Source organism: Mesorhizobium sp. WSM4312, assembly GCF_002294875.1.
Taxonomy (GTDB): Bacteria; Pseudomonadota; Alphaproteobacteria; order Rhizobiales; family Rhizobiaceae; genus Mesorhizobium.
In genome coordinates this window covers 168,571-186,402 of record NZ_NSFU01000004.1, presented here as the reverse complement: position 1 = coordinate 186,402, position 17,832 = coordinate 168,571, and the positions used below count along the sequence as shown (strand labels likewise).

General features: G+C 63.6%; 18 protein-coding genes. 10 read left to right on the top strand and 8 right to left on the bottom strand.

Features of this window, described 5'->3' with window-relative positions:
• Positions 1-99 precede the first annotated feature (99 nt).
• The 4 genes from CK228_RS07965 (at position 100) to CK228_RS07950 (ending at position 5,263) form a co-directional block, all read left to right on the top strand.
• Positions 100-1,578 carry an ABC transporter substrate-binding protein gene (locus CK228_RS07965; RefSeq protein ID WP_095787455.1) on the top strand — a complete coding sequence of 493 codons (1,479 nt, stop codon included), beginning with the start codon at positions 100-102 and terminating at the stop codon, positions 1,576-1,578.
• A 252-nt stretch (positions 1,579-1,830) separates the two neighbouring features.
• Positions 1,831-2,778 (top strand): ABC transporter permease, encoded by a 948-nt coding sequence (locus tag CK228_RS07960; protein WP_095787454.1) that lies wholly within the window; start codon positions 1,831-1,833, stop codon positions 2,776-2,778.
• Positions 2,775-3,644, top strand: coding sequence for an ABC transporter permease (locus CK228_RS07955; RefSeq protein WP_095787453.1), 870 nt, complete (start codon positions 2,775-2,777; stop codon positions 3,642-3,644). The genes CK228_RS07960 and CK228_RS07955 overlap by 4 nt, the downstream gene beginning before the upstream one ends.
• A complete protein-coding gene (locus CK228_RS07950) occupies positions 3,641-5,263 on the top strand; it encodes a dipeptide ABC transporter ATP-binding protein (RefSeq protein WP_095787452.1) in 1,623 nt (540 codons plus the stop codon). Before CK228_RS07955 ends, CK228_RS07950 begins: the two co-directional genes overlap by 4 nt.
• 14 nt (positions 5,264-5,277) lie before the next feature.
• Here the strand turns inward: CK228_RS07950 and CK228_RS07945 are convergent, their stop codons facing one another.
• Positions 5,278-5,709 (bottom strand): TerB family tellurite resistance protein, encoded by a 432-nt coding sequence (locus CK228_RS07945; protein ID WP_095787451.1) that lies wholly within the window; start codon positions 5,707-5,709, stop codon positions 5,278-5,280.
• Between the two features lie 134 nt (positions 5,710-5,843).
• Between CK228_RS07945 and CK228_RS07940 the strand changes: the two genes are divergently transcribed.
• From CK228_RS07940 to CK228_RS07925, 4 genes are all read left to right on the top strand, one after another.
• Positions 5,844-6,629, top strand: a complete 786-nt coding sequence (locus CK228_RS07940) for a TSUP family transporter (RefSeq protein ID WP_095787450.1) — start codon at positions 5,844-5,846, stop codon at positions 6,627-6,629.
• Between the two features lie 51 nt (positions 6,630-6,680).
• A complete protein-coding gene (locus CK228_RS07935; RefSeq protein WP_095787449.1) occupies positions 6,681-6,851 on the top strand; it encodes a hypothetical protein in 171 nt (56 codons plus the stop codon).
• A gap of 101 nt (positions 6,852-6,952) precedes the next feature.
• On the top strand, positions 6,953-7,783 hold the full coding sequence (locus tag CK228_RS07930; RefSeq protein WP_095787576.1) for an AraC family transcriptional regulator: 831 nt from the start codon (positions 6,953-6,955) through the stop codon (positions 7,781-7,783).
• Positions 7,784-7,855: 72 nt separating this feature from the next.
• Positions 7,856-8,275 (top strand): VOC family protein, encoded by a 420-nt coding sequence (locus CK228_RS07925; RefSeq protein ID WP_095772923.1) that lies wholly within the window; start codon positions 7,856-7,858, stop codon positions 8,273-8,275.
• A gap of 3 nt (positions 8,276-8,278) precedes the next feature.
• On the opposite strand, the gene CK228_RS07920 is transcribed toward CK228_RS07925, so the two are convergent.
• Positions 8,279-9,754: a cobyric acid synthase gene (locus tag CK228_RS07920; RefSeq protein ID WP_095772924.1), complete on the bottom strand. Its 1,476-nt coding sequence runs from the start codon at positions 9,752-9,754 to the stop codon at positions 8,279-8,281.
• Positions 9,754-10,368 carry a dimethylsulfonioproprionate lyase family protein gene (locus CK228_RS07915; protein WP_095787448.1) on the bottom strand — a complete coding sequence of 205 codons (615 nt, stop codon included), beginning with the start codon at positions 10,366-10,368 and terminating at the stop codon, positions 9,754-9,756. The genes CK228_RS07920 and CK228_RS07915 overlap by 1 nt, the downstream gene beginning before the upstream one ends.
• A 142-nt stretch (positions 10,369-10,510) precedes the next feature.
• Between CK228_RS07915 and CK228_RS07910 the strand changes: the two genes are divergently transcribed.
• Positions 10,511-11,677: an isobutyryl-CoA dehydrogenase gene (locus CK228_RS07910; RefSeq protein ID WP_095787447.1), complete on the top strand. Its 1,167-nt coding sequence runs from the start codon at positions 10,511-10,513 to the stop codon at positions 11,675-11,677.
• A 22-nt stretch (positions 11,678-11,699) separates the two neighbouring features.
• A complete protein-coding gene (gene mmsB / locus CK228_RS07905; RefSeq protein WP_095787446.1) occupies positions 11,700-12,584 on the top strand; it encodes a 3-hydroxyisobutyrate dehydrogenase in 885 nt (294 codons plus the stop codon).
• Positions 12,585-12,866: 282 nt separating this feature from the next.
• On the opposite strand, the gene CK228_RS07900 is transcribed toward mmsB, so the two are convergent.
• From CK228_RS07900 to CK228_RS07880, 5 genes are all read right to left on the bottom strand, one after another.
• Positions 12,867-13,511, bottom strand: a complete 645-nt coding sequence (locus CK228_RS07900) for a cytochrome c oxidase assembly factor Coa1 family protein (protein WP_095787445.1) — start codon at positions 13,509-13,511, stop codon at positions 12,867-12,869.
• Between the two features lie 85 nt (positions 13,512-13,596).
• Complete coding sequence (locus CK228_RS07895) at positions 13,597-13,902, bottom strand: hypothetical protein (protein WP_245318123.1); 306 nt, start codon at positions 13,900-13,902, stop codon at positions 13,597-13,599.
• A 197-nt stretch (positions 13,903-14,099) separates the two neighbouring features.
• Positions 14,100-15,479 (bottom strand): aspartate aminotransferase family protein, encoded by a 1,380-nt coding sequence (locus CK228_RS07890; RefSeq protein WP_095772931.1) that lies wholly within the window; start codon positions 15,477-15,479, stop codon positions 14,100-14,102.
• A 50-nt stretch (positions 15,480-15,529) separates the two neighbouring features.
• Positions 15,530-15,655: a capsid protein gene (locus CK228_RS07885; RefSeq protein WP_095772932.1), complete on the bottom strand. Its 126-nt coding sequence runs from the start codon at positions 15,653-15,655 to the stop codon at positions 15,530-15,532.
• Between the two features lie 68 nt (positions 15,656-15,723).
• Complete coding sequence (locus tag CK228_RS07880; RefSeq protein ID WP_095787444.1) at positions 15,724-17,787, bottom strand: prolyl oligopeptidase family protein; 2,064 nt, start codon at positions 17,785-17,787, stop codon at positions 15,724-15,726.
• Positions 17,788-17,832 lie beyond the last annotated feature (45 nt).

Genomic DNA, 17,832 nt, shown 5'->3' with positions numbered 1-17,832 from the left:
TCCTGGCGCGGCGCGACAGCACGAAACGCAATTTACTCCCGTGCGAAATCACGCTTCTATCCCCAGGCTTGAGCATTTGAGCATATGGGGAGTTCAGCGATGAAACTTTGGAAGACCCTTCTGGCCGCTGCCGTGCTGGCGGTCGCAACCGCCACTTCGGCGTTTGCCGCCCGGACCGATCTCGTCATCGGCATTCCGCTTGAACCCCCGCATCTCGACCCGACTGCGGGAGCGGCCGCGGCAATTAGGGAGGTCACCTACGCCAATGTGTTCGAGGGCCTGACCCGGATCGGCCCCAATGGCGAAGTCTTGCCGGATCTCGCCGAAAGCTGGACCATTTCCGATGACGGCAAGGTCTATACCTTCAAGCTGCGCACCGGCGTGAAATTCCACGACGGCGCCGATTTCAGCGCCGACGACGTGAAGTTTTCGCTCGACCGTGCCCGCGCGGAAAACTCCGTCAACGCGCAAAAGCAGCTCTTTGCCGCCATCGACAAGGTCGACGTGGTCGACCCCGCCACCGTGAAGGTGACGCTGACCCACCCGCAAGGCTCGTTCCTCTACAATATGGGCTGGGGCGACGCGGTGATCGTGTCGCCGAAATCCGCCGACACCAACAAGGAAAAGCCTGTTGGTACCGGCCCGTTCAAGTTCGAGAGTTGGGCCAAGGGCTCATCGATCACGCTGCTGAAATCAGATCACTACTGGGGCGCCCCTGTCTTCCTCGAAAAGGTCGAGTTCCGCATCGTTCCCGATGCCGCGGCGGCGGTGCCGGCGCTGCTTTCCGGCGACATACAGGCCTTCCCCTTCTTCGATCCCGACAGCGTCTCCCAGGTCAAGGATGATCCGCGCTTCAAGGTGGTGGTCGGCGCGACCGAAGGCGAGACCATCCTGTCGATCAACAACAAGCAGCCGCCCTTCGACAAGTTGCAGGTGAGACAGGCGATCTCCTACGCGCTCGACCGCAAGGCGATCATCGACGGCGCCTCGGCCGGGCTCGGCCTGCCGATCGGCTCGCATATGTCGCCGGCCAACAAATATTATGTCGACCTCACCGGCCACTATCCGCACGACGTGGCCAAGGCCAAGCAACTGCTGAAGGAAGCAGGACTGGAGAACGGCTTCAAGGCCACGTTGAAGCTGCCGCCGACGACCTATGCACGGCTCGGCGGCGAGATCATCGCCTCGGAACTCCGCGATGTCGGCATCAACCTCGAGATCATCCCCGTCGAGTGGGCGCAGTGGCTGGACCAGGTGTTCACCAAGAAGGATTACGATCTGACCATCGTCTCCCATACCGAGCCCAACGACATCGATATCTATGCCCGCAAGGACTACTACTTCAATTACGACAACCCCACCTTCAAAAAGGTGATCGCAGATCTGGAACTGACGTCCGACGAGGCCAAGCGCAAGGAATTATATGCCCGGGCGCAGAAGATTCTGGCCGACGATGCCGTGGTCGGCTTCCTCTACGAATTGCCCAAGGTCGGGGTCTGGGACGCCAAGCTGCAAGGGTTGTGGGAAAGCGCACCGATACCTGCCAACGACCTGACCAAGGTGAAGTGGAGCGAGTGAGGTTCGTTTCGTCATTCTGGGGCGGAGCAGGCGCGCAGCGACTGTGCAGCCCCTGGGATCCATTCCGTGATTTACGAGCGCCCTCGCGGTGCAGAATCTGGGAGACGTTGCAGTGGAAACAGTGAGGCGCGAGGCTGGTTCTGGACCGTCGCGCTGTTCGACCTCTGTTACGGAATGGATCCTGGGGTCTACGCGACGGAGCTTCGCTCCTGCTTCGCCCCAGGATGACGATACCTCTCTCGTCCCGTGTCCATGACCGCCTACCTCCTCAAGCGCCTCGCCATCTCGCTTGCCACGCTGGTGCTGGCCTCCATCGTGGTGTTCGCCGTGCTGGAAATCCTGCCGGGCGACCCGGCGCGGCTGATGTTGGGCATGAACGCCAGCGCCGACCAGGTCGAACTCTTGCGCAACCAGATGGGGCTGAATCAGCCCCTGCTCTTGCGCTACCTGCACTGGGCCGGCGGCCTGCTCAGCCTCGATTTCGGCCGCTCCTATACCTATTCGGTGCCGGTCATCGATCTCGTGCGTGAACGGCTTGCCGTCTCGCTGCCGCTGGCGCTGATCGCGCTTGCACTCTCCACGATCATCGCCATTCCGGTCGGCCTGTTTTCCGCCAGCCGGCGCGGCCGGGCCGGCGACACGATTTCAATGGGCGCGGCACAGCTTGGCGTTGCCGTGCCGAATTTCTGGTTCGCGCTGATGCTGATCTATGTCTTCGCCGTCTGGCTGCGGCTGGTGCCTGCCGGCGGCTTTCCCGGCTGGAGCGCCGGCATATGGCCAGCGCTGAAATCGCTGCTGCTGCCGGCGGTGGCGCTTGCCTTGCCGCAGGCGGCCATCCTGGCGCGCGTCACCCGCTCGGCACTGATCGAGGTGCTGAACGTGGACTATATCCGCACCGCCCGCGCCAAGGGCCTGCCCTATCGCACCGTGCTGTGGCGGCATGCATTGCGCAATGCCATGATCCCGGTCCTGACCATTCTTGGCCTGCAATTCGCCTTCCTGCTCGCCGGCACCATCATCATCGAGAATGTTTTTTATCTGCCTGGTCTCGGCCGGCTGGTGTTCCAGGCGATCACCCAGCGCGACCTGATCGTCGTCGAAAGCGTCGTCATGTTGCTGGTCGCCGCCGTCATTGCCGTCAACCTCGTCGTCGACCTTTCCTACGCGGTCGTCGATCCACGCCTGAGAAGCCGGCAATGACCCTGCACATCGACATCCCCGAGGAGACGCTCAGCGGCATCCTGGCCAAGGCGTTCCGGAACACGGCTTTCGTCACCGGCTTCGTCATCACCGTGCTTATCCTGGTGATGGCTGTCATCTCCTACCTCTGGACGCCTTACGATGTGACGAAGCTGATCATAGCCGACAAGACGCAAGGCCCCTCGCTGGCACACTGGTTCGGCACCGACCATTTCGGCCGCGACATCCTGTCGATGATCATGGTCGGCGCCCGCAATTCGATCGCCGTGGCGCTGGTCGCGGTCGGCATCGGCATGGGTGTCGGCGTGCCGCTCGGCGCTTTTGCCGCCGCGCGCGGCGGCCTCGTCGACGAGGCGCTGATGCGCGTCAACGATCTCGTGTTCGCCTTTCCCGCGCTGCTGTCGGCCATCATGATAACAGCCATCTTCGGGCCGGGCGCCGTCAACGCCATCATCGCAATCGGCATCTTCAACATCCCGGTCTTTGCCCGCGTCGCCCGCGCCGGTGCGCTGGCGATCTGGCCGCGCGAGTTCATCCTGGCCGCGCGCGCCGCGGGAAAAAGCAGCACGCAGATATCGATCGAACACGTGCTGCCCAACATCGCCACGCTGCTCCTGGTGCAAGGCACCATCCAGTTCGCGCTGGGCATCCTGGCCGAAGCCGGGCTTTCCTATCTCGGCCTCGGCGCGCAGCCGCCAATGCCGAGCTGGGGCCGCATGCTGTTCGACGCCCAGACGCGCATGGTGGTGGCGCCGTGGATGGCGATCTTTCCCGGCATGGCGATCGTCATCACCGTGCTCGGCCTGAATCTCCTGGGCGACGGCATCGCCGACATTCTCGACCCGAAATCGCGGCGGCAGCGATGAGCCTGCTGGAAATCGACAGTCTGTCGCTGACCATCGGCGACACGCAGATCCTGAAGGGGATGGAGCTTTCCGTCGCCCCCGGCGAGGTGATGGGGCTGGTCGGCGAATCCGGCTCCGGCAAGTCGATGACCGCGCTGACGGCGATGCGGCTTTTACCGCATGCAGCGCGCGCCACCGGGCGCGTCACCTTCGACGGCATCGACATCCTGGCGGCAACCGAGGACCAGATGTGCGCGCTGCGCGGCGACGACATCGGCATGGTGTTCCAGGAGCCGATGACAGCTCTCAATCCAGTGAAGACCATCGGCGAGCAGGTCGCCGAAGGCATACGCTGGCATACCAAGGTCACACGCGCGGCGGCCGAAGAGCGGGCGCGAAAAATGCTCGACCGCGTTGGCCTGCCGCAAGCGAAATTCCCGCTGTCGCGCTATCCGCACGAACTCTCCGGTGGCCAGCGCCAGCGCGTCGTCATCGCCATCGCATGCGCGCTGAAGCCGAAGCTCTTGATTGCCGACGAGCCGACGACGGCGCTCGACGTGGTGCTGCAGGCGCAGATCCTCGACCTCCTGCGCGACCTTGTCGCGGAGAGCCGCATGGGTCTGCTCCTGATCTCGCACGACCTCGCCGTGGTGACCGAGATGGCCGATCGCATCACCATCCTGCGCCGCGGCGAGGTGATGGAGGCCGGCGACACCGCCCGCACGCTGTCCGAACAGCTCCACCCCTACACACGCCAGCTGGCGCAGGCCTCGATGCATGTGCCGGCACGCGCCAGAACGCACGATACAAGTCAGGGCAAGCCCCTGATCCAGGTCGAAGGCGTGACCCGCGACTACCCCGGGCGGCGCAGCTCCCTGCTCAAACGGGCAGCCCCTATCCGCGCCGTCGACGATGTCTCGCTGTCGATGCAGCCGGGCCAGTCGGTGGCGCTGGTCGGCCGCTCCGGCTGCGGCAAGTCAACACTCGCCCGCATGATCCTGGCATTGGATCGACCGAGTTCGGGCACGATCCGGTTTCGCGGCGAGACCATTACCGGCAAGAGCGAAGTCGAGCTAAAACCCGCCAGGCGCGACATGCAGGTTGTCTTCCAGGACCCATACGGCTCCTTCGATCCGCGCCAGAAGGTCGAGAAACTGGTTGCCGAGCCGCTGCACGTGCTGGAGAAAAAACCGACGCGCGCCGAGCGCCGCGAGATGGTTGCACATGCGCTGCACGAGGTCGGCCTCGACCAGCGCGACATGGATAAATACCCGCACGAATTTTCCGGCGGCCAGCGCCAGCGCCTGTCGATCGCCCGCGCTATCATCACCCGCCCCAAGCTGGTCGTCGCTGACGAGCCGGTCTCGGCGCTCGATGTCTCGATCCGCGCGCAAATCCTCGATCTGTTCGCCGAGCTCAATCAAAAACTCGGTATCGCCTATCTCTTCATCACCCATGACCTGACTGTCGCCCGCGCCATCACGGACGAGGTGCTGGTGATGCATGACGGCAAGATCGTCGAGCGTGGCAAGACGACCGAGGTGCTCGATCATCCGCAATCAGAAGCGGCACAGGCGCTCGTCGCTGCCGCGCCGGACCTGCATCGGGCGATCGCCCGGAAGATGCAAGAGCAAGGCTGAGCGGGTGAAAGAACCTACTCTTCCGGCTTCACCACATCGATCGGGCTGATGTCGAGCAGGTCGAGCGTGCGGCGCAAGAGGCGCACCTCGCTCTCGGCCAGTTGCGAATCCGCCTTGGCGATCTCAGCCATGTGCTGGGCCAATTGCTTGCGCCGTTCGACATCGAGGTCGCGAAACAGCGCGATCGCCTGCGAGCCATTGGTCTCGTAGCCGAACTCGTTGAGATATTCGATGACGGCGTCGATGCTGGTTTCCTGGATGCCGAAGGCGTCCTTGCAGATCCGCCGGAAGGCAACCATCTCGCTCTCGCTGACCGTCCCGTCGGCCAGGATCATACGGAAAAGCATCAGCAGCTCCGCCGACAGGACAGGATCGTCGGCAACCTTGCGCACGCCCGGGTCGCCGTCGAAGATGGAGCGTATCTGGTCCAGCAATGCGAATGCCATCAGGGTCTCTTTCCGGGTTAACCAAATCCAAGCGCATTGCGCTTGGATAGAGGTAGCGCGGAATCGGCCTTGCGCAAACAGGGCTGTCGTGGTCGAACGCGTTATCCCGCCGACCGGACGCCTCCTCACATCAGATGATCGATCTCACCACCCAGACAATCGTCATGCTCGCCTTCGCCGCCTTTGCGGCGGGCTTTGTCGATTCTATTGCCGGCGGCGGTGGGCTGATCACCATTCCGGCGCTTTTGCTTGCCGGCTTCTCGCCGGTCGAAGCGCTTGGGACCAACAAGCTGCAAGGCATGTTCGGCTCCGGCTCGGCGACCATCCACTATGCCTCCAAGGGCCATGTCGATCTTCGCCGGCAATTGCCGTCGGCGCTGCTGGCGGCTGCAGGCGGTGTCATTGGGGCCTTGCTGGCCACCATCGTTCCGGGCGATCTCCTGCGCGCCCTGCTGCCCCTGGTGCTGATCGCCATCGCCCTCTATTTCGCGCTCAAGCCCAACATGAACGATGTCGACCGGGCCGAGCGCCTGTCGCCATTCCTGTTCGGACTGACCCTGGTGCCGGCGATCGGCTTCTATGACGGCCTGTTCGGTCCGGGCGCCGGCTCCTTCTATATGCTGGCCTTCGTCGCCCTTGCCGGCTACGGCGTGCTCAAGGCGACGGCGCACACCAAGCTGCTCAACTTCGCTTCCAACATCGGCGGCTTCATCGTCTTCGCCGCTGTCGGCGTCATCTCCTGGAAGATCGGCCTGATGATGGGCGTTGCCCAGTTCCTCGGTGCCCGCGTCGGCGCGAGCCTCGCCATGCGCATCGGCGCCAGACTGATCAAGCCGCTGCTGGTGATCGTCTGCCTGGCGCTGGCCGTAAAGCTGCTGGCCGATCCGGCCAACCCGCTGCGTGTCCTGATTGGTGTGTGATCACGCGCCTGTTACTATGGCGCTGTTCGAATCATGTTGGAGGAGCCACACATGAATCTCAGCGCGCCTACCCAGATCGTTTTCATCATTTCCCTGGTCATCGCCATCATCGGCATTCTCGCCGCGCTTGGCCTTCTTGCGTTCATCCCGCTCGCATCGGTGTGGATAGTTCTCATTGCCTACATCGTGCTCGCCGCCGGCTGCCTGATGCGCGGCGCCTGACAGGTTTCCCTTGAAGTGGGGACGGAGAGCGCCCGGCCAAAAGCCGGGCGCTTTTGATTCCGGCCGACGGCTGATAGATTTGTCCCGGCGGAAGGATGGCCATGCCGATCGAGATGCAGCGCCGGGAGGAACAGGACCGCTCCGTCGCAGGGCGCTTCGAGATGCGCCGGCGTCTTCCTGATCCGGCGCTTGACGGCATCGTCACCGATATTTGTGGCTATCGCGAAACAGCGGCAGGCCATTTCCGCAATGTCGAATACGCATCACTGACCGTGCCGCTGGTGATCAGCTTCGCCGAGCCTTTCGCCATCGGCCTCGGCAGGACGCCTGGCGACAATGACCGCTTCGCCAGTTTCGCCGCCGGGCTTTTTGCCGGACCGGTGATGATCGAATCCTTCGGCGCCGCCTGCTGCATCCAGGTCAACTTCACGCCGCTTGGAGCGCGCCGTTTCTTCCGCTTGCCGATGAGCGAACTCACCGACACCATGGTCGTCCTCGACGACGTGCTGGGCGCCGAGGGGACGGCACTGCGCGAACGGCTCGGTAATGCGTCGGACTGGGCATCGCGTTTCGACCTTGCAGAAACCTTCGTCACCGCCCGGCTTGAGCGCGCCGCCGAAACGCCGCTGGAAATCGCCTGGGCGTATGACCGCATCATCGCTTCCGGCGGCCGGGTCCGCATTTCCTCCATCGCCGAAAAACTGGGCTGGAGCCGAAAGCATCTCGCCGGCAGCTTTTCCAATGCGATCGGCATCGGTCCGAAGACACTGTCGCGCATCGTCCGCTTCAACCGGGCGCTCGGCCTGTCACGGCGGCAGACCGCCGATTGGGCCGATATCGCCGCCGATTGCGGCTATGCCGACCAGGCGCACATGGTGCGCGAATTCCGCGACCTTGCAGGCGACGCGCCGACGGCGCTCTCGGTCAGGTAACATTTCTTCAAGACGCTGGACCGGCCATGGAACAGAGTGGGTTATCGGCCAACTCAGATCAAGAAGGTTCCCATGCCCACCGCCACTGAAGCCCCTCGCCTCTACCCTGCCTTGCGTTACAAAAACGCGGCGAAAATGATCGACTGGCTCTGCGAAGCCTTCGGCTTCAGCGTCCGTGCCCGCTATGGTGAAGGCGATGTCGTGCACCATGCCGAGCTGGTCTTCGGCACCTCGATGATCATGCTGGGCAGCGCGCGCGATGACGATTACGGCAAGATGGTCGGCGAACCCGGCACCGGTGGCGGCAAGTCGATCTATATCGCCGTCGATGATGCCGATGCCGCCTATGCCAGGGCCAGGAAAGCCGGCGCCACGATCATCCAGGAACTGACCGAGCGCGATTATGGCAGCCGCGAATTCATCTGCCGTGATCCGGAAGGCAATGTCTGGTCGTTCGGCACCTACTGGCCGAAGGCCGGGGAAAGGGCATAGGTCCTACCTAGCCAGCGAAAAAATCGCGTCGCAGTCGAGATGGGTCTCCAACTCGGCCGCGACGTCGTCCAGCGCCCGCTCGACTTCGGCGCGGTAGTCGATGCCGCCGCCCTTGATGCCGAGGCTTTCGAGGAATTTTCCGCGAAAGGCGTCGGCACCGAACAGACCGTGCATATAGGTGCCTGACACCTTGCCGTCGGCCGAGATCGCACCGTCGGCAACGCCATTGATGATCGCCGACGGCCGCATCGTGTCCGGGCCGGTGGTGCGGCCGAGATGGATTTCGTAGCCTTCGAGCGGCAGGTCGAACTGGACCGAATGCGCGCTGACATTGCGCACCGTCTTCTCCGGTTCCATCACCGTTTCGATATCGAGCAGGCCAAGCCCTTCGGCCTCGGTGATGCTGCCTTCGATGCCGTCGGGATCGCGCACCCTGCGGCCAAGCATCTGAAAGCCGCCGCAAATGCCGACGACATGGCCGCCGCGCTTGCGATGCGCGGCAAGATCCCGGTCCCAGCCATTCTCGCGGAATTTCAGGAGATCGCCGATCGTCGATTTGGAGCCGGGAATGACCACCAGCCCGGCATCGGCCGGCAGCGGTTTCCCAGGCGGCACGAACACCACCTCGACCTGCGGTTCGGCCTTGAGCGGGTCGAGGTCGTCGAAATTGGCGATGCGGCCAAGCATCGGCACCGCTATTTTAAGCGCCCGCGCCTCGCCTGATGCCAGCCGCTCGAGCACCACCGAATCCTCCGACGGCAGCCGCGCCGCCGCCTTCAGCCACGGCACGACGCCAAAACAGCGCCAGCCGGTGAATTTCTCGATCGCCTTCAAACCGTCATCGAACAGCGAAACATCGCCCCGGAACTTGTTGATGAGATAGCCGACGATCATGCGCCGGTCCTCTTCCGGCAGGATCAGATGCGTGCCGGCGACCGAGGCGATGACACCGCCCCGATCGATGTCGCCGACCAGCACAACCGGCACGTCGGCACGCGTGGCAAAGCCCATATTGGCGATATCGCGGCTGCGGAGGTTGATTTCGGCCGGCGAGCCCGCGCCCTCGACGATGACCAGATCGGCGCCCTCGCCGACCTTGCCCCAGGAGTCGAGTACGGCATCCATCAGCTTGGCCTTCAGCGCCTGGTAGTCGCGCGCGCGCGCCTCACCGAACACCTTGCCCTGCACGATGACTTGGGCGCCGACATCGGTCTGCGGTTTCAACAGCACCGGGTTCATGTGGACCGATGGTGCCACGCCGCAAGCGATCGCCTGCAGCCACTGCGCGCGGCCGATCTCGCCGCCGCCATGGTTGTTGTCGCCCGGAATATCCGCGACGGCGGCGTTGTTCGACATGTTCTGCGGCTTGAACGGCCGCACCTTCAGGCCACGCTTCTTCGCGGCGCGGCACAGGCCGGCGACCAGCACCGTCTTGCCGACATCCGAACCGGTGCCTTGCAGCATGATTGCCCTGGCCATCAGATTCGGCCCTGCGTGGCGGGTCCAGTGATAGTGGATTTCTGCGCCAGTGGTCCGCCGCGCCAGATGTAGAGCGCCAAAAGCGGTTCGGTGCCGGTTCGCATGGCGTGGTTGACATTCGAGGCGTGGTGGACGACCTCGCCCGCCTCCCGCACTCGAAAACCGCCCTCGCCCATGCGCCATTCCGTGCCGCCCGTCAGCGGAATGTAGATCTCCTCGGCGACGTGATGATGGTCGGGATAGACAATGTCTGGCCCAAGGATCAGCAGGCCGGCGGCCACTTCGTCATTGGCGAAAAGGCCGCGCGTACCGAACACTTCCAGCCAGCCATAATTGTCGATGAAGGCCTTGCTGAAATCCGCCTCGGTGTAGGTCTGCCCCCAGTGCAATCCGTTGCGATGCTCCGCCAGCCATTGCACCAATGGTTTGGCGGCAGGCGGCGCCAGTTCGGCGGCACGGTCGAGATGGCGCACGCAGCTGATCCTATGCGGCTCCAGCGCGCGGGCCGGCATGTCCCAGCCGATGCGGGCCACGGCGTCGCGCACCAGGGCATTGTCCACAGAAGTGAGATAGGCGTGGAATTGCCGAAGCAGCTCATCGAATTTTGTCGTCACATCTCGCTCCGGACATGCATTGGTGCACAGCCGCTCCGCGGAGGCTCGGGTTGCGCGGCGGCATCATTGGTCTAGATTGATGCGCGCGCAAAGCCAAAAACGACAGGCCAGCGGGCCAGCTGGCATATAGGGAGAGAACGCCATGGACGCCGCGGTCGATGCGAGCACCAGCCAGTTCGAACTCAACGAGGAACAGCGCGCCATCCAGGAGATGGCGCAAGCCTTCGCCGCCGACCGCGTCGCGCCGAATGCGCTCGACTGGGACCGCAGGAAGCATTTCCCGGCCGATGTGATCCGCGAGACCGGGCCGCTCGGCCTCGGCGGCATCTATGTCAGGGACGATGTCGGCGGCTCCGCGCTCGGCCGCCTCGACGCCGTGCTGATCTTCGAGGCGTTGTCACATGCCGACCCGGGCTTTTCGTCCTTCATCTCGATCCACAATATGGTGGCCTCGATGATCGACCGCTTCGGCAACGACGAGCAGCGCCAGCGCTTCCTGCCGAAGCTCACCTCGATGGAATGGCTGGCGAGCTATTGCCTGACCGAGCCGGGCTCCGGATCGGATGCCGCGGCGCTCAAGACGCGCGCGGTCAAGAGCGGCGGCGACTATGTCCTCAACGGCGCCAAACAATTCATCTCGGGCGCCGGCGACAGCGATGTCTATGCCGTCATGGTGCGCACGGGCGCCGACGGGCCGAAAGGCATCTCCACCATCGTCGTACCGAAAGATGCGCCTGGCCTCTCCTTCGGCGCCAACGAGCACAAGATGGGCTGGCACATGCAGTCGACCCGCCAGGTCATCTTCGAGGACTGCAAGGTGCCGGCGGAAAACCTCTTGTCGGGTGAAGGCGCCGGCTTCGGCATCGCCATGGCCGGGCTCGATGGCGGCCGGCTGAACATCGCCGCCTGTTCGCTGGGCGGCGCCCAGTCGGCGCTCGACAAGGCGCTGTCCTACACCGCCGAGCGCAAGGCCTTCGGCTCGAAGATCAACCAGTTCCAGGCGCTGCAGTTCAGGCTGGCGGACATGGAGACCGAGCTGCAGGCAGCGCGCATCTTCCTCTATGCCGCCGCCTCCAAGCTCGACCGCAAGGCGCCGGACGCCGGCAAATGGTCTGCCATGGCCAAGCGTTTCGTCACCGACGCCGGCTTCAACGTCGCCAACGATGCGCTGCAACTGCTCGGCGGCTACGGCTATCTGCACGATTACGGCGTCGAGAAATTGGTGCGGGACCTGCGCGTCCACCAGATCCTCGAAGGCACCAACGAGATCATGCGCGTCATTATCGCGCGCGCGTTGATCGGACGCTGAGACAAAAGACTGGAGGTACATAATGACGACGATCGCCTTCATCGGCCTCGGCAACATGGGCAATCCGATGGCCGCCAACTTGGCAAAGGCCGGGCATGTGGTTCTAGGCTTCGATCTCATGCCGGAGAACCTTACGGTCGCAAGGGAGCATGGCGTGAGGGTGATGGCTAACGCCGTCGCGGCGGCCAAAGATGCCGATGTCGTCATCACCATGCTGCCTGCCGGCAAGCATGTTTTGTCGGTCTATGAAGACATCGCCCCCAAGGCAAAGAAAAATGCGCTGTTCATTGATTCCTCGACCATCGACGTCGAGTCGGCGCGCAAGGCCCACGCTCTCGCCAACAGGCAAGGCCTGCTCTCCATCGACGCGCCCGTCTCGGGCGGCACCGGCGGCGCCACCGCCGGCACGCTGACCTTCATGGCCGGCGGCTCCAACGATGCCTTCGCCGCCGCCGAGCCGATCCTGAAGCCGATGGCCGGGCGCATCGTCCATTGCGGCGGCGACGGTGCCGGCCAGGCGGCGAAGATCTGCAACAATATGATCCTCGGCATTTCGATGATCGGCGTCGCCGAGGCCTTCGTGCTGGCCGAAAAGCTCGGCCTGTCGCATCAGGCGCTGTTCGACGTCGCCTCGACCTCTTCGGGCCAATGCTGGTCCTTGACCACTTACTGCCCGGTGCCCGGTCCGGTGCCCACTTCACCCGCCAACAGGGATTACAAGCCGGGCTTCGCCGCTGCCCTTATGCTGAAAGACCTGAAATTGTCCCAGGAAGCCGCACTGAGCGCGGGCGCGGTGACCCCACTTGGCGCCGAGGCGGCACAGCTCTACGCCCTGTTCAACGCCCAGGGGTACGGCGGCGCCGATTTCTCCGGCATAATTAATTTTCTCAGGGGCAACCCAGCGTAACCAGCGGATTTGATGGGTTTTTTCCAGATCAACCCGGCAGAAGAACCGCAAATTTAGATTTGCTTAAGCTCTCGATAACTCTGCGGTAACGATGTCCCTATAAAACGGACTGCGAGGCGGACATATCGCATCCGCCCGGCGCTCCGGATCAGGTCTCGCGTACCGGAGCCCGTAAGTTTCGCCAAGTGTTTGCGTAGCGAAACGCCATGCGTATCTGGCAAAGCCGCGTTCCCGATGGAGCGCGGTTTTTGCATTTCTGCCGCACCCACTTCTCCCCGATGTCTATATTCCGATCGCCGCGTTCGGGATTGGCACATGATCTTCGTTGGTCAGCACAATCGGCGCGTCCACTCCATCGACCCTGACCACAAGCAGGCGGATGCTCCACGTGCCGGCATTGCGGATCAGACGGGATAACACGGTGGCTTTGCCCTTGGCGCCGTGGACGGGAATGCTGAACTGGGCGTCGCCCGTGCCGTTCGCACTGACGTTGAGATGGCCGCCGACCCAGAAATTGTCGGTCACGTCGTCGCCAATGGCAGCCTTGACGCGGGTATCGGAACGCACGGCATCCATGGTCATGTGGTAGGCGTCGCTGCCTTTGAACATGAAGGGGATGCTGCCGACCGCCGTCGCACAGCCCCCGATACTGAGCACCCAGACAGCCAGGCCGGCTATTGCCCAGTTGCGCTGCGTCTTGCGGAACTGCTCGGCGTCGCGCCAGGCCCGGTTCTGCCAGGCCCAGCGGCTGCCGCGTGCTCCGAGCACGAAGATCATGACGAGGTTGACGACCGGGATCAGTGCCAGCAGCGCGATGAAGGTGCTGTTGCCGATGCCCCAGATCCAGTTGAGGAAGAAGGCGCCCCAATTCCAGCGGTCGAGCTCGGCCGGGATTTCAGCCGGCTGGTTGAGCGGTTGTCCGGCCATGATGTCCCCCCATCGGTGCTTATACCGATTGGTTCTAGACCATGATTTCGACAATGCGCAAAATCAAAGTTCCGCAGGGTCTATTTCAAGCCTTTGACGACAGCCGGCGAAAATTCGCCTTCACCGCGCGGCTGGCGGGCTTGAGCGCGGCGCTGATCGACCGTTCCGCCGCGACGCCGTTGAACAGCGACGGCGTGCGACCGGAAAGGAGTTCCGGCCAGAATCGCGATGCCGATTGCAGGAAGGACATTTGCGCCGCGAACGCGCCCTCGGCGATTGCCGCGGTCTTCTCGTTCACCGCACGCGCGGTTTCGGTGCTCCAGGGCTGGCTGCTGCCGCTGTCCATGGCCATCAACGGCAGGCGCATCATCGCCACCAGCGGCGCCAGCATCAGGTCAGCGCCGATGCTGGCTGCTTCTTGCGCGCGTCGGCTCTTGCCGGTTTTTGTCATGGAAATGAACCCCTTGTCGCGGCCGGATGGCTGCTGCCGGACACACTACGCGCGGAGGATAACGTTTGTTCCCCATCGGGCAGCATGTTTCTCGAGGCCGGGCGTTCCCCTGAAGAAACGCCCGGTCGAGGTTCGCCTTACCGCTTGCGCAGATCGGCCTGCGCCAGATCCAGCGCCTTGCGGATCCGCTCGCAGGCCATGTCGATCGTGTCGCGGGTCCAGATCAGCGGCGGCGACAGGATCATCGTGTCGCCGGTGGCGCGCAGCATCATGCCGTTGGCGATGGCATGGTCGCGCACCGTCACCGCGGCACTTCCCGACGGCAGGAACCGTTCCTTGGTCGCCTTGTCCTTGACGATCTCGATCGCGCCCATCAGCCCGATCGAGCGTACCTCGCCGACCAGATCATGCCCGGCGATACGCTCCTGCAGCGCCTTGGCGAAATAAGGCCCAGTTTCGTTCCTGACACGATCGACCAGGCCTTCCTGCTCGATGATCTCGAGGTTCTTCAAGGCCACCGCGCAGGCCACGGGGTGGCCGGAATATGTGTAACCATGGTTGAACTCGCCGCCCTTCTCGACCAGCGTCGAGGTGATGCGGTCGCCGACCAGCAGCGCCGACAGCGGTTGATAGCCCGAGGTCAGCGCCTTGGCGGTGGTGATGGTGTCCGGTTCGATGCCGAAGGTCTGTGCCGCGAACCATTCGCCGGTGCGGCCATAGCCGGTGATGACCTCGTCCAGCATCAGCAGCACATCGTATTTGCGGCAGATGCGCTGCACCTCAGGCCAGTAGCTCGCCGGCGGGATCTTGACGCCGCCCGCACCCATTACCGGCTCGCCGATGAAGGCCGCGACCTTGTCGGCCCCGGCCTCGAGGATGGCGTCCTCGACCGATTTGGCCGCGCGCAGGCCGAAATCATGGTCGCTCTCGCCCGGCAGCGCCAGCTCATAGGCATAGGGCATCATCACATGCACGATGTTGGGCACCGCTCCGTTGAGCTGCTTGTGCATGGCGTCCATGCCGCCGAGCGAGGTGCCGGCGATGGTCGAGCCGTGATAGGCCATCTTGCGCGAGATGACGCGGTTCTTCTCGGGCTTGCCCTCGATCACCCAGTAGTGGCGGACAAGACGCAAGGCGGTGTCGTTGGCTTCCGAGCCGGAGGAGCCGTAGAACACCTGGTTGACGTTCTTCGGGGCGATCTCGGCCAGCTTCTTGGACAACAGCACCGGCGTCGGCGTCGAGCATTTGAAGAAGGAATTGTAGTAAGGCAGTTCCTTCATCTGGGCGTAGGCGGCCTCGGCCAGTTCGTCGCGGCCATAGCCGATGTTGACGCACCACAGGCCGGCCATGCCGTCGAGCAGTTCCACCCCTTCGGAATCGTAGATGAACGGGCCATTGGCGCGGGTGATGATGCGCGAACCCGCCTCACGCAATTCCTTGTGGTCGGTGAAGGGATGGAGGTGATGCGCTGCGTCGATCTGCTGAAGCTGCTTCAGCGAATAATTCTGATAGGTCATGTCTGGATCTTTCCTCTGGATTCAGTCCGGCTGGCGCCGGGGCGAATGCATCAGAGGGCGGCGGGTGGCGAATAACCGATGCGGGCGCACAGCCGCAAAAGCTCCGCACGCAGCGTGCGCGGTGACGGTGTCACCGCGACCCCGAACGTGCAGACAAAGGTCATAGCAGGAGCCATGCCAGGCACCTTAGAGCAAAGGCTGGCCGAGGTGAACCACCCTTTGCCTGGCCCATGACGGAATACTTCTAAGCCTTGGCGCTCAGTGCCCGCTGCAGGAAGACATATTTCATCGCCGTCTGTGCCGCCTGCGGCCGGCGGTCGCCCCGACCGCCATGGCCGCCTTCGGTCTCCTCGAAGAACAGTGTCCTGTCGTGGCCGGCCTCCTGCAGACGAGCCGCCATCTTGCGGGCATGTCCGGGATGGACGCGGTCGTCGGCGGTCGAGGTCGTCAGCAGCACCGGCGGATAGTCGGCACCCACCTTGACGTGCTGGTAGGGCGAATAGGCGGCCAGCCACCTGGCGTCCTCCGGCTTCGACGGATCGCCATACTCGGCCATCCATGAGGCGCCGGGCGGCAATTCGGTGTAGCGCAGCATGTCGAGCAGCGGCACCTCGATGATGACGGCGCCGAAAAGGTCCGGGCGCTGCGTCAGCGAAACGCCGGTCAGCAGGCCACCATTCGAGCCACCCTGGATGCCGAGCGAGCCTGCCGTCGCGATGCCGCGCCTGACGACGTCCTCGGCCACCGCGGCAAAATCGTCAAAACCGTTCTGGCGATTGCCTTTCAGCGCCGCCTGATGCCAGGCCGGGCCGAACTCGCCGCCGCCGCGAATGCAGGCCTGCACATAGGCATTGCCCTTCTCCAGCCACAGCCTGCCGCGCACGCCGGCATAGCCGGGTAAGAGCGGCACTTCGAAGCCGCCATAGCCGTAGAGCAGCGTCGGCACCGGTCCTTTCTGGTCGCGCCGCCTGACGACGAAGTATGGGATCATCGTGCCGTCCTTCGAGCGCGCCTCGAACTGTTCCGAGATCAGCGGCGCGGCATCGAAGCGCGCCGGCTGCGACTTCACCGTGGCGAGCGTCTCGCCATCGTCATCCGACCAGATGATCGAGCTTGGCGTCAGGAAATCGGTGAAGGAGAAGGACACGCTGGAGCCGAAGTGCTCGGCATGGCTGATGCCGACAGTGCCGTTCTCAGGCAACGCGACCGGCTTCAGAGACCAGGCGCCATTCTTGCGCTCGCAAACGAGAACCTTGCCGCGCACATTGTCCATCAGGCTGATGAACAGCCGGTCCTGCGTTCTGGCGAGCCCGGCGATGGACACGCGATGCGCCGGCGCCAGCAGGGTTTCGATGGTGCCCAAGCCGCCGGTTTCGATCCAGTGGGCGAAATCGAGCGAATAGAGCCCGTCCGGTTGGCACAGCGTGCCGTCCGGCGCCGTCCAGGGCGTGCGCACCCCGAACACCAGCTGGTCCTTGAAAAGCGATGTGTCGGTGGCGTCGTCGGGCAGCGGAATGCGCCTGTTCTCACCGGACGGGAGATGCAGGAAACTGTGCGATGCGAAGAAATTGATTGCCCGCGCCAGAAACACGTGACGCTTGTCGCCGTCGAACTCGACGCCCGCGCCGGCGGCGAGATCGTCTTTCTGCGCCTCGAAAATGGGTGTTGCGTCTTCGAGGCTGGTGCCGCGCTTCCAGAGCTTGATCACACGCGGATAGCCGGACTCGGTCTTGTCGGATTCCTCGAAGGCCGCCGAGACGATGACCGTGTCCTTGTCCAGCCAGCCGAAACCCGACTTGGAAGCCGGCGCACGGAACCCGCCCTCGATGAACGATCTGGTTTCAATGTCGAATTCGCGCATCTCGCTGGCGTCGCCGCCGTCCGGCGACATCGAGAGCAGGCAGCGGCTGAAGTCCGGATAGAGCCGGCTGGCGCCGCTGAACACCCATTTTATCCCCTCCTTCGCCGCGAGCTGGTCGAAATCGATGATCGTTTCCCAGACCGGGTTCTCGGTCTTGTAGGAAGCGACCGTCGTGCGGCGCCACAGGCCGAGCGCATTGGTCTTGTCCTGCCAGAAATTGTAGACATGGCCGGCGATTGCCGCGCCGACGGCGATGTTGTCCTCGGCCGTCATCAGGTCGAGTGCCGTCTGGAACGACGCCTGATACGAAGGATCGCCTTGCAATTCGCCAATCGCGATCTCGTTCTGGCCATGCACCCAGTCGAGCGACTGTTTGCTGGTCCTGTCCTCCAGCCAGAGGAAGGGGTCCGCGGTATCGGCTTCTGGCTTGGCGATGGGCTTGGTCATGGAATCTCCAAATAGGCAACGCTTGGGCATGCAACATCGACATGC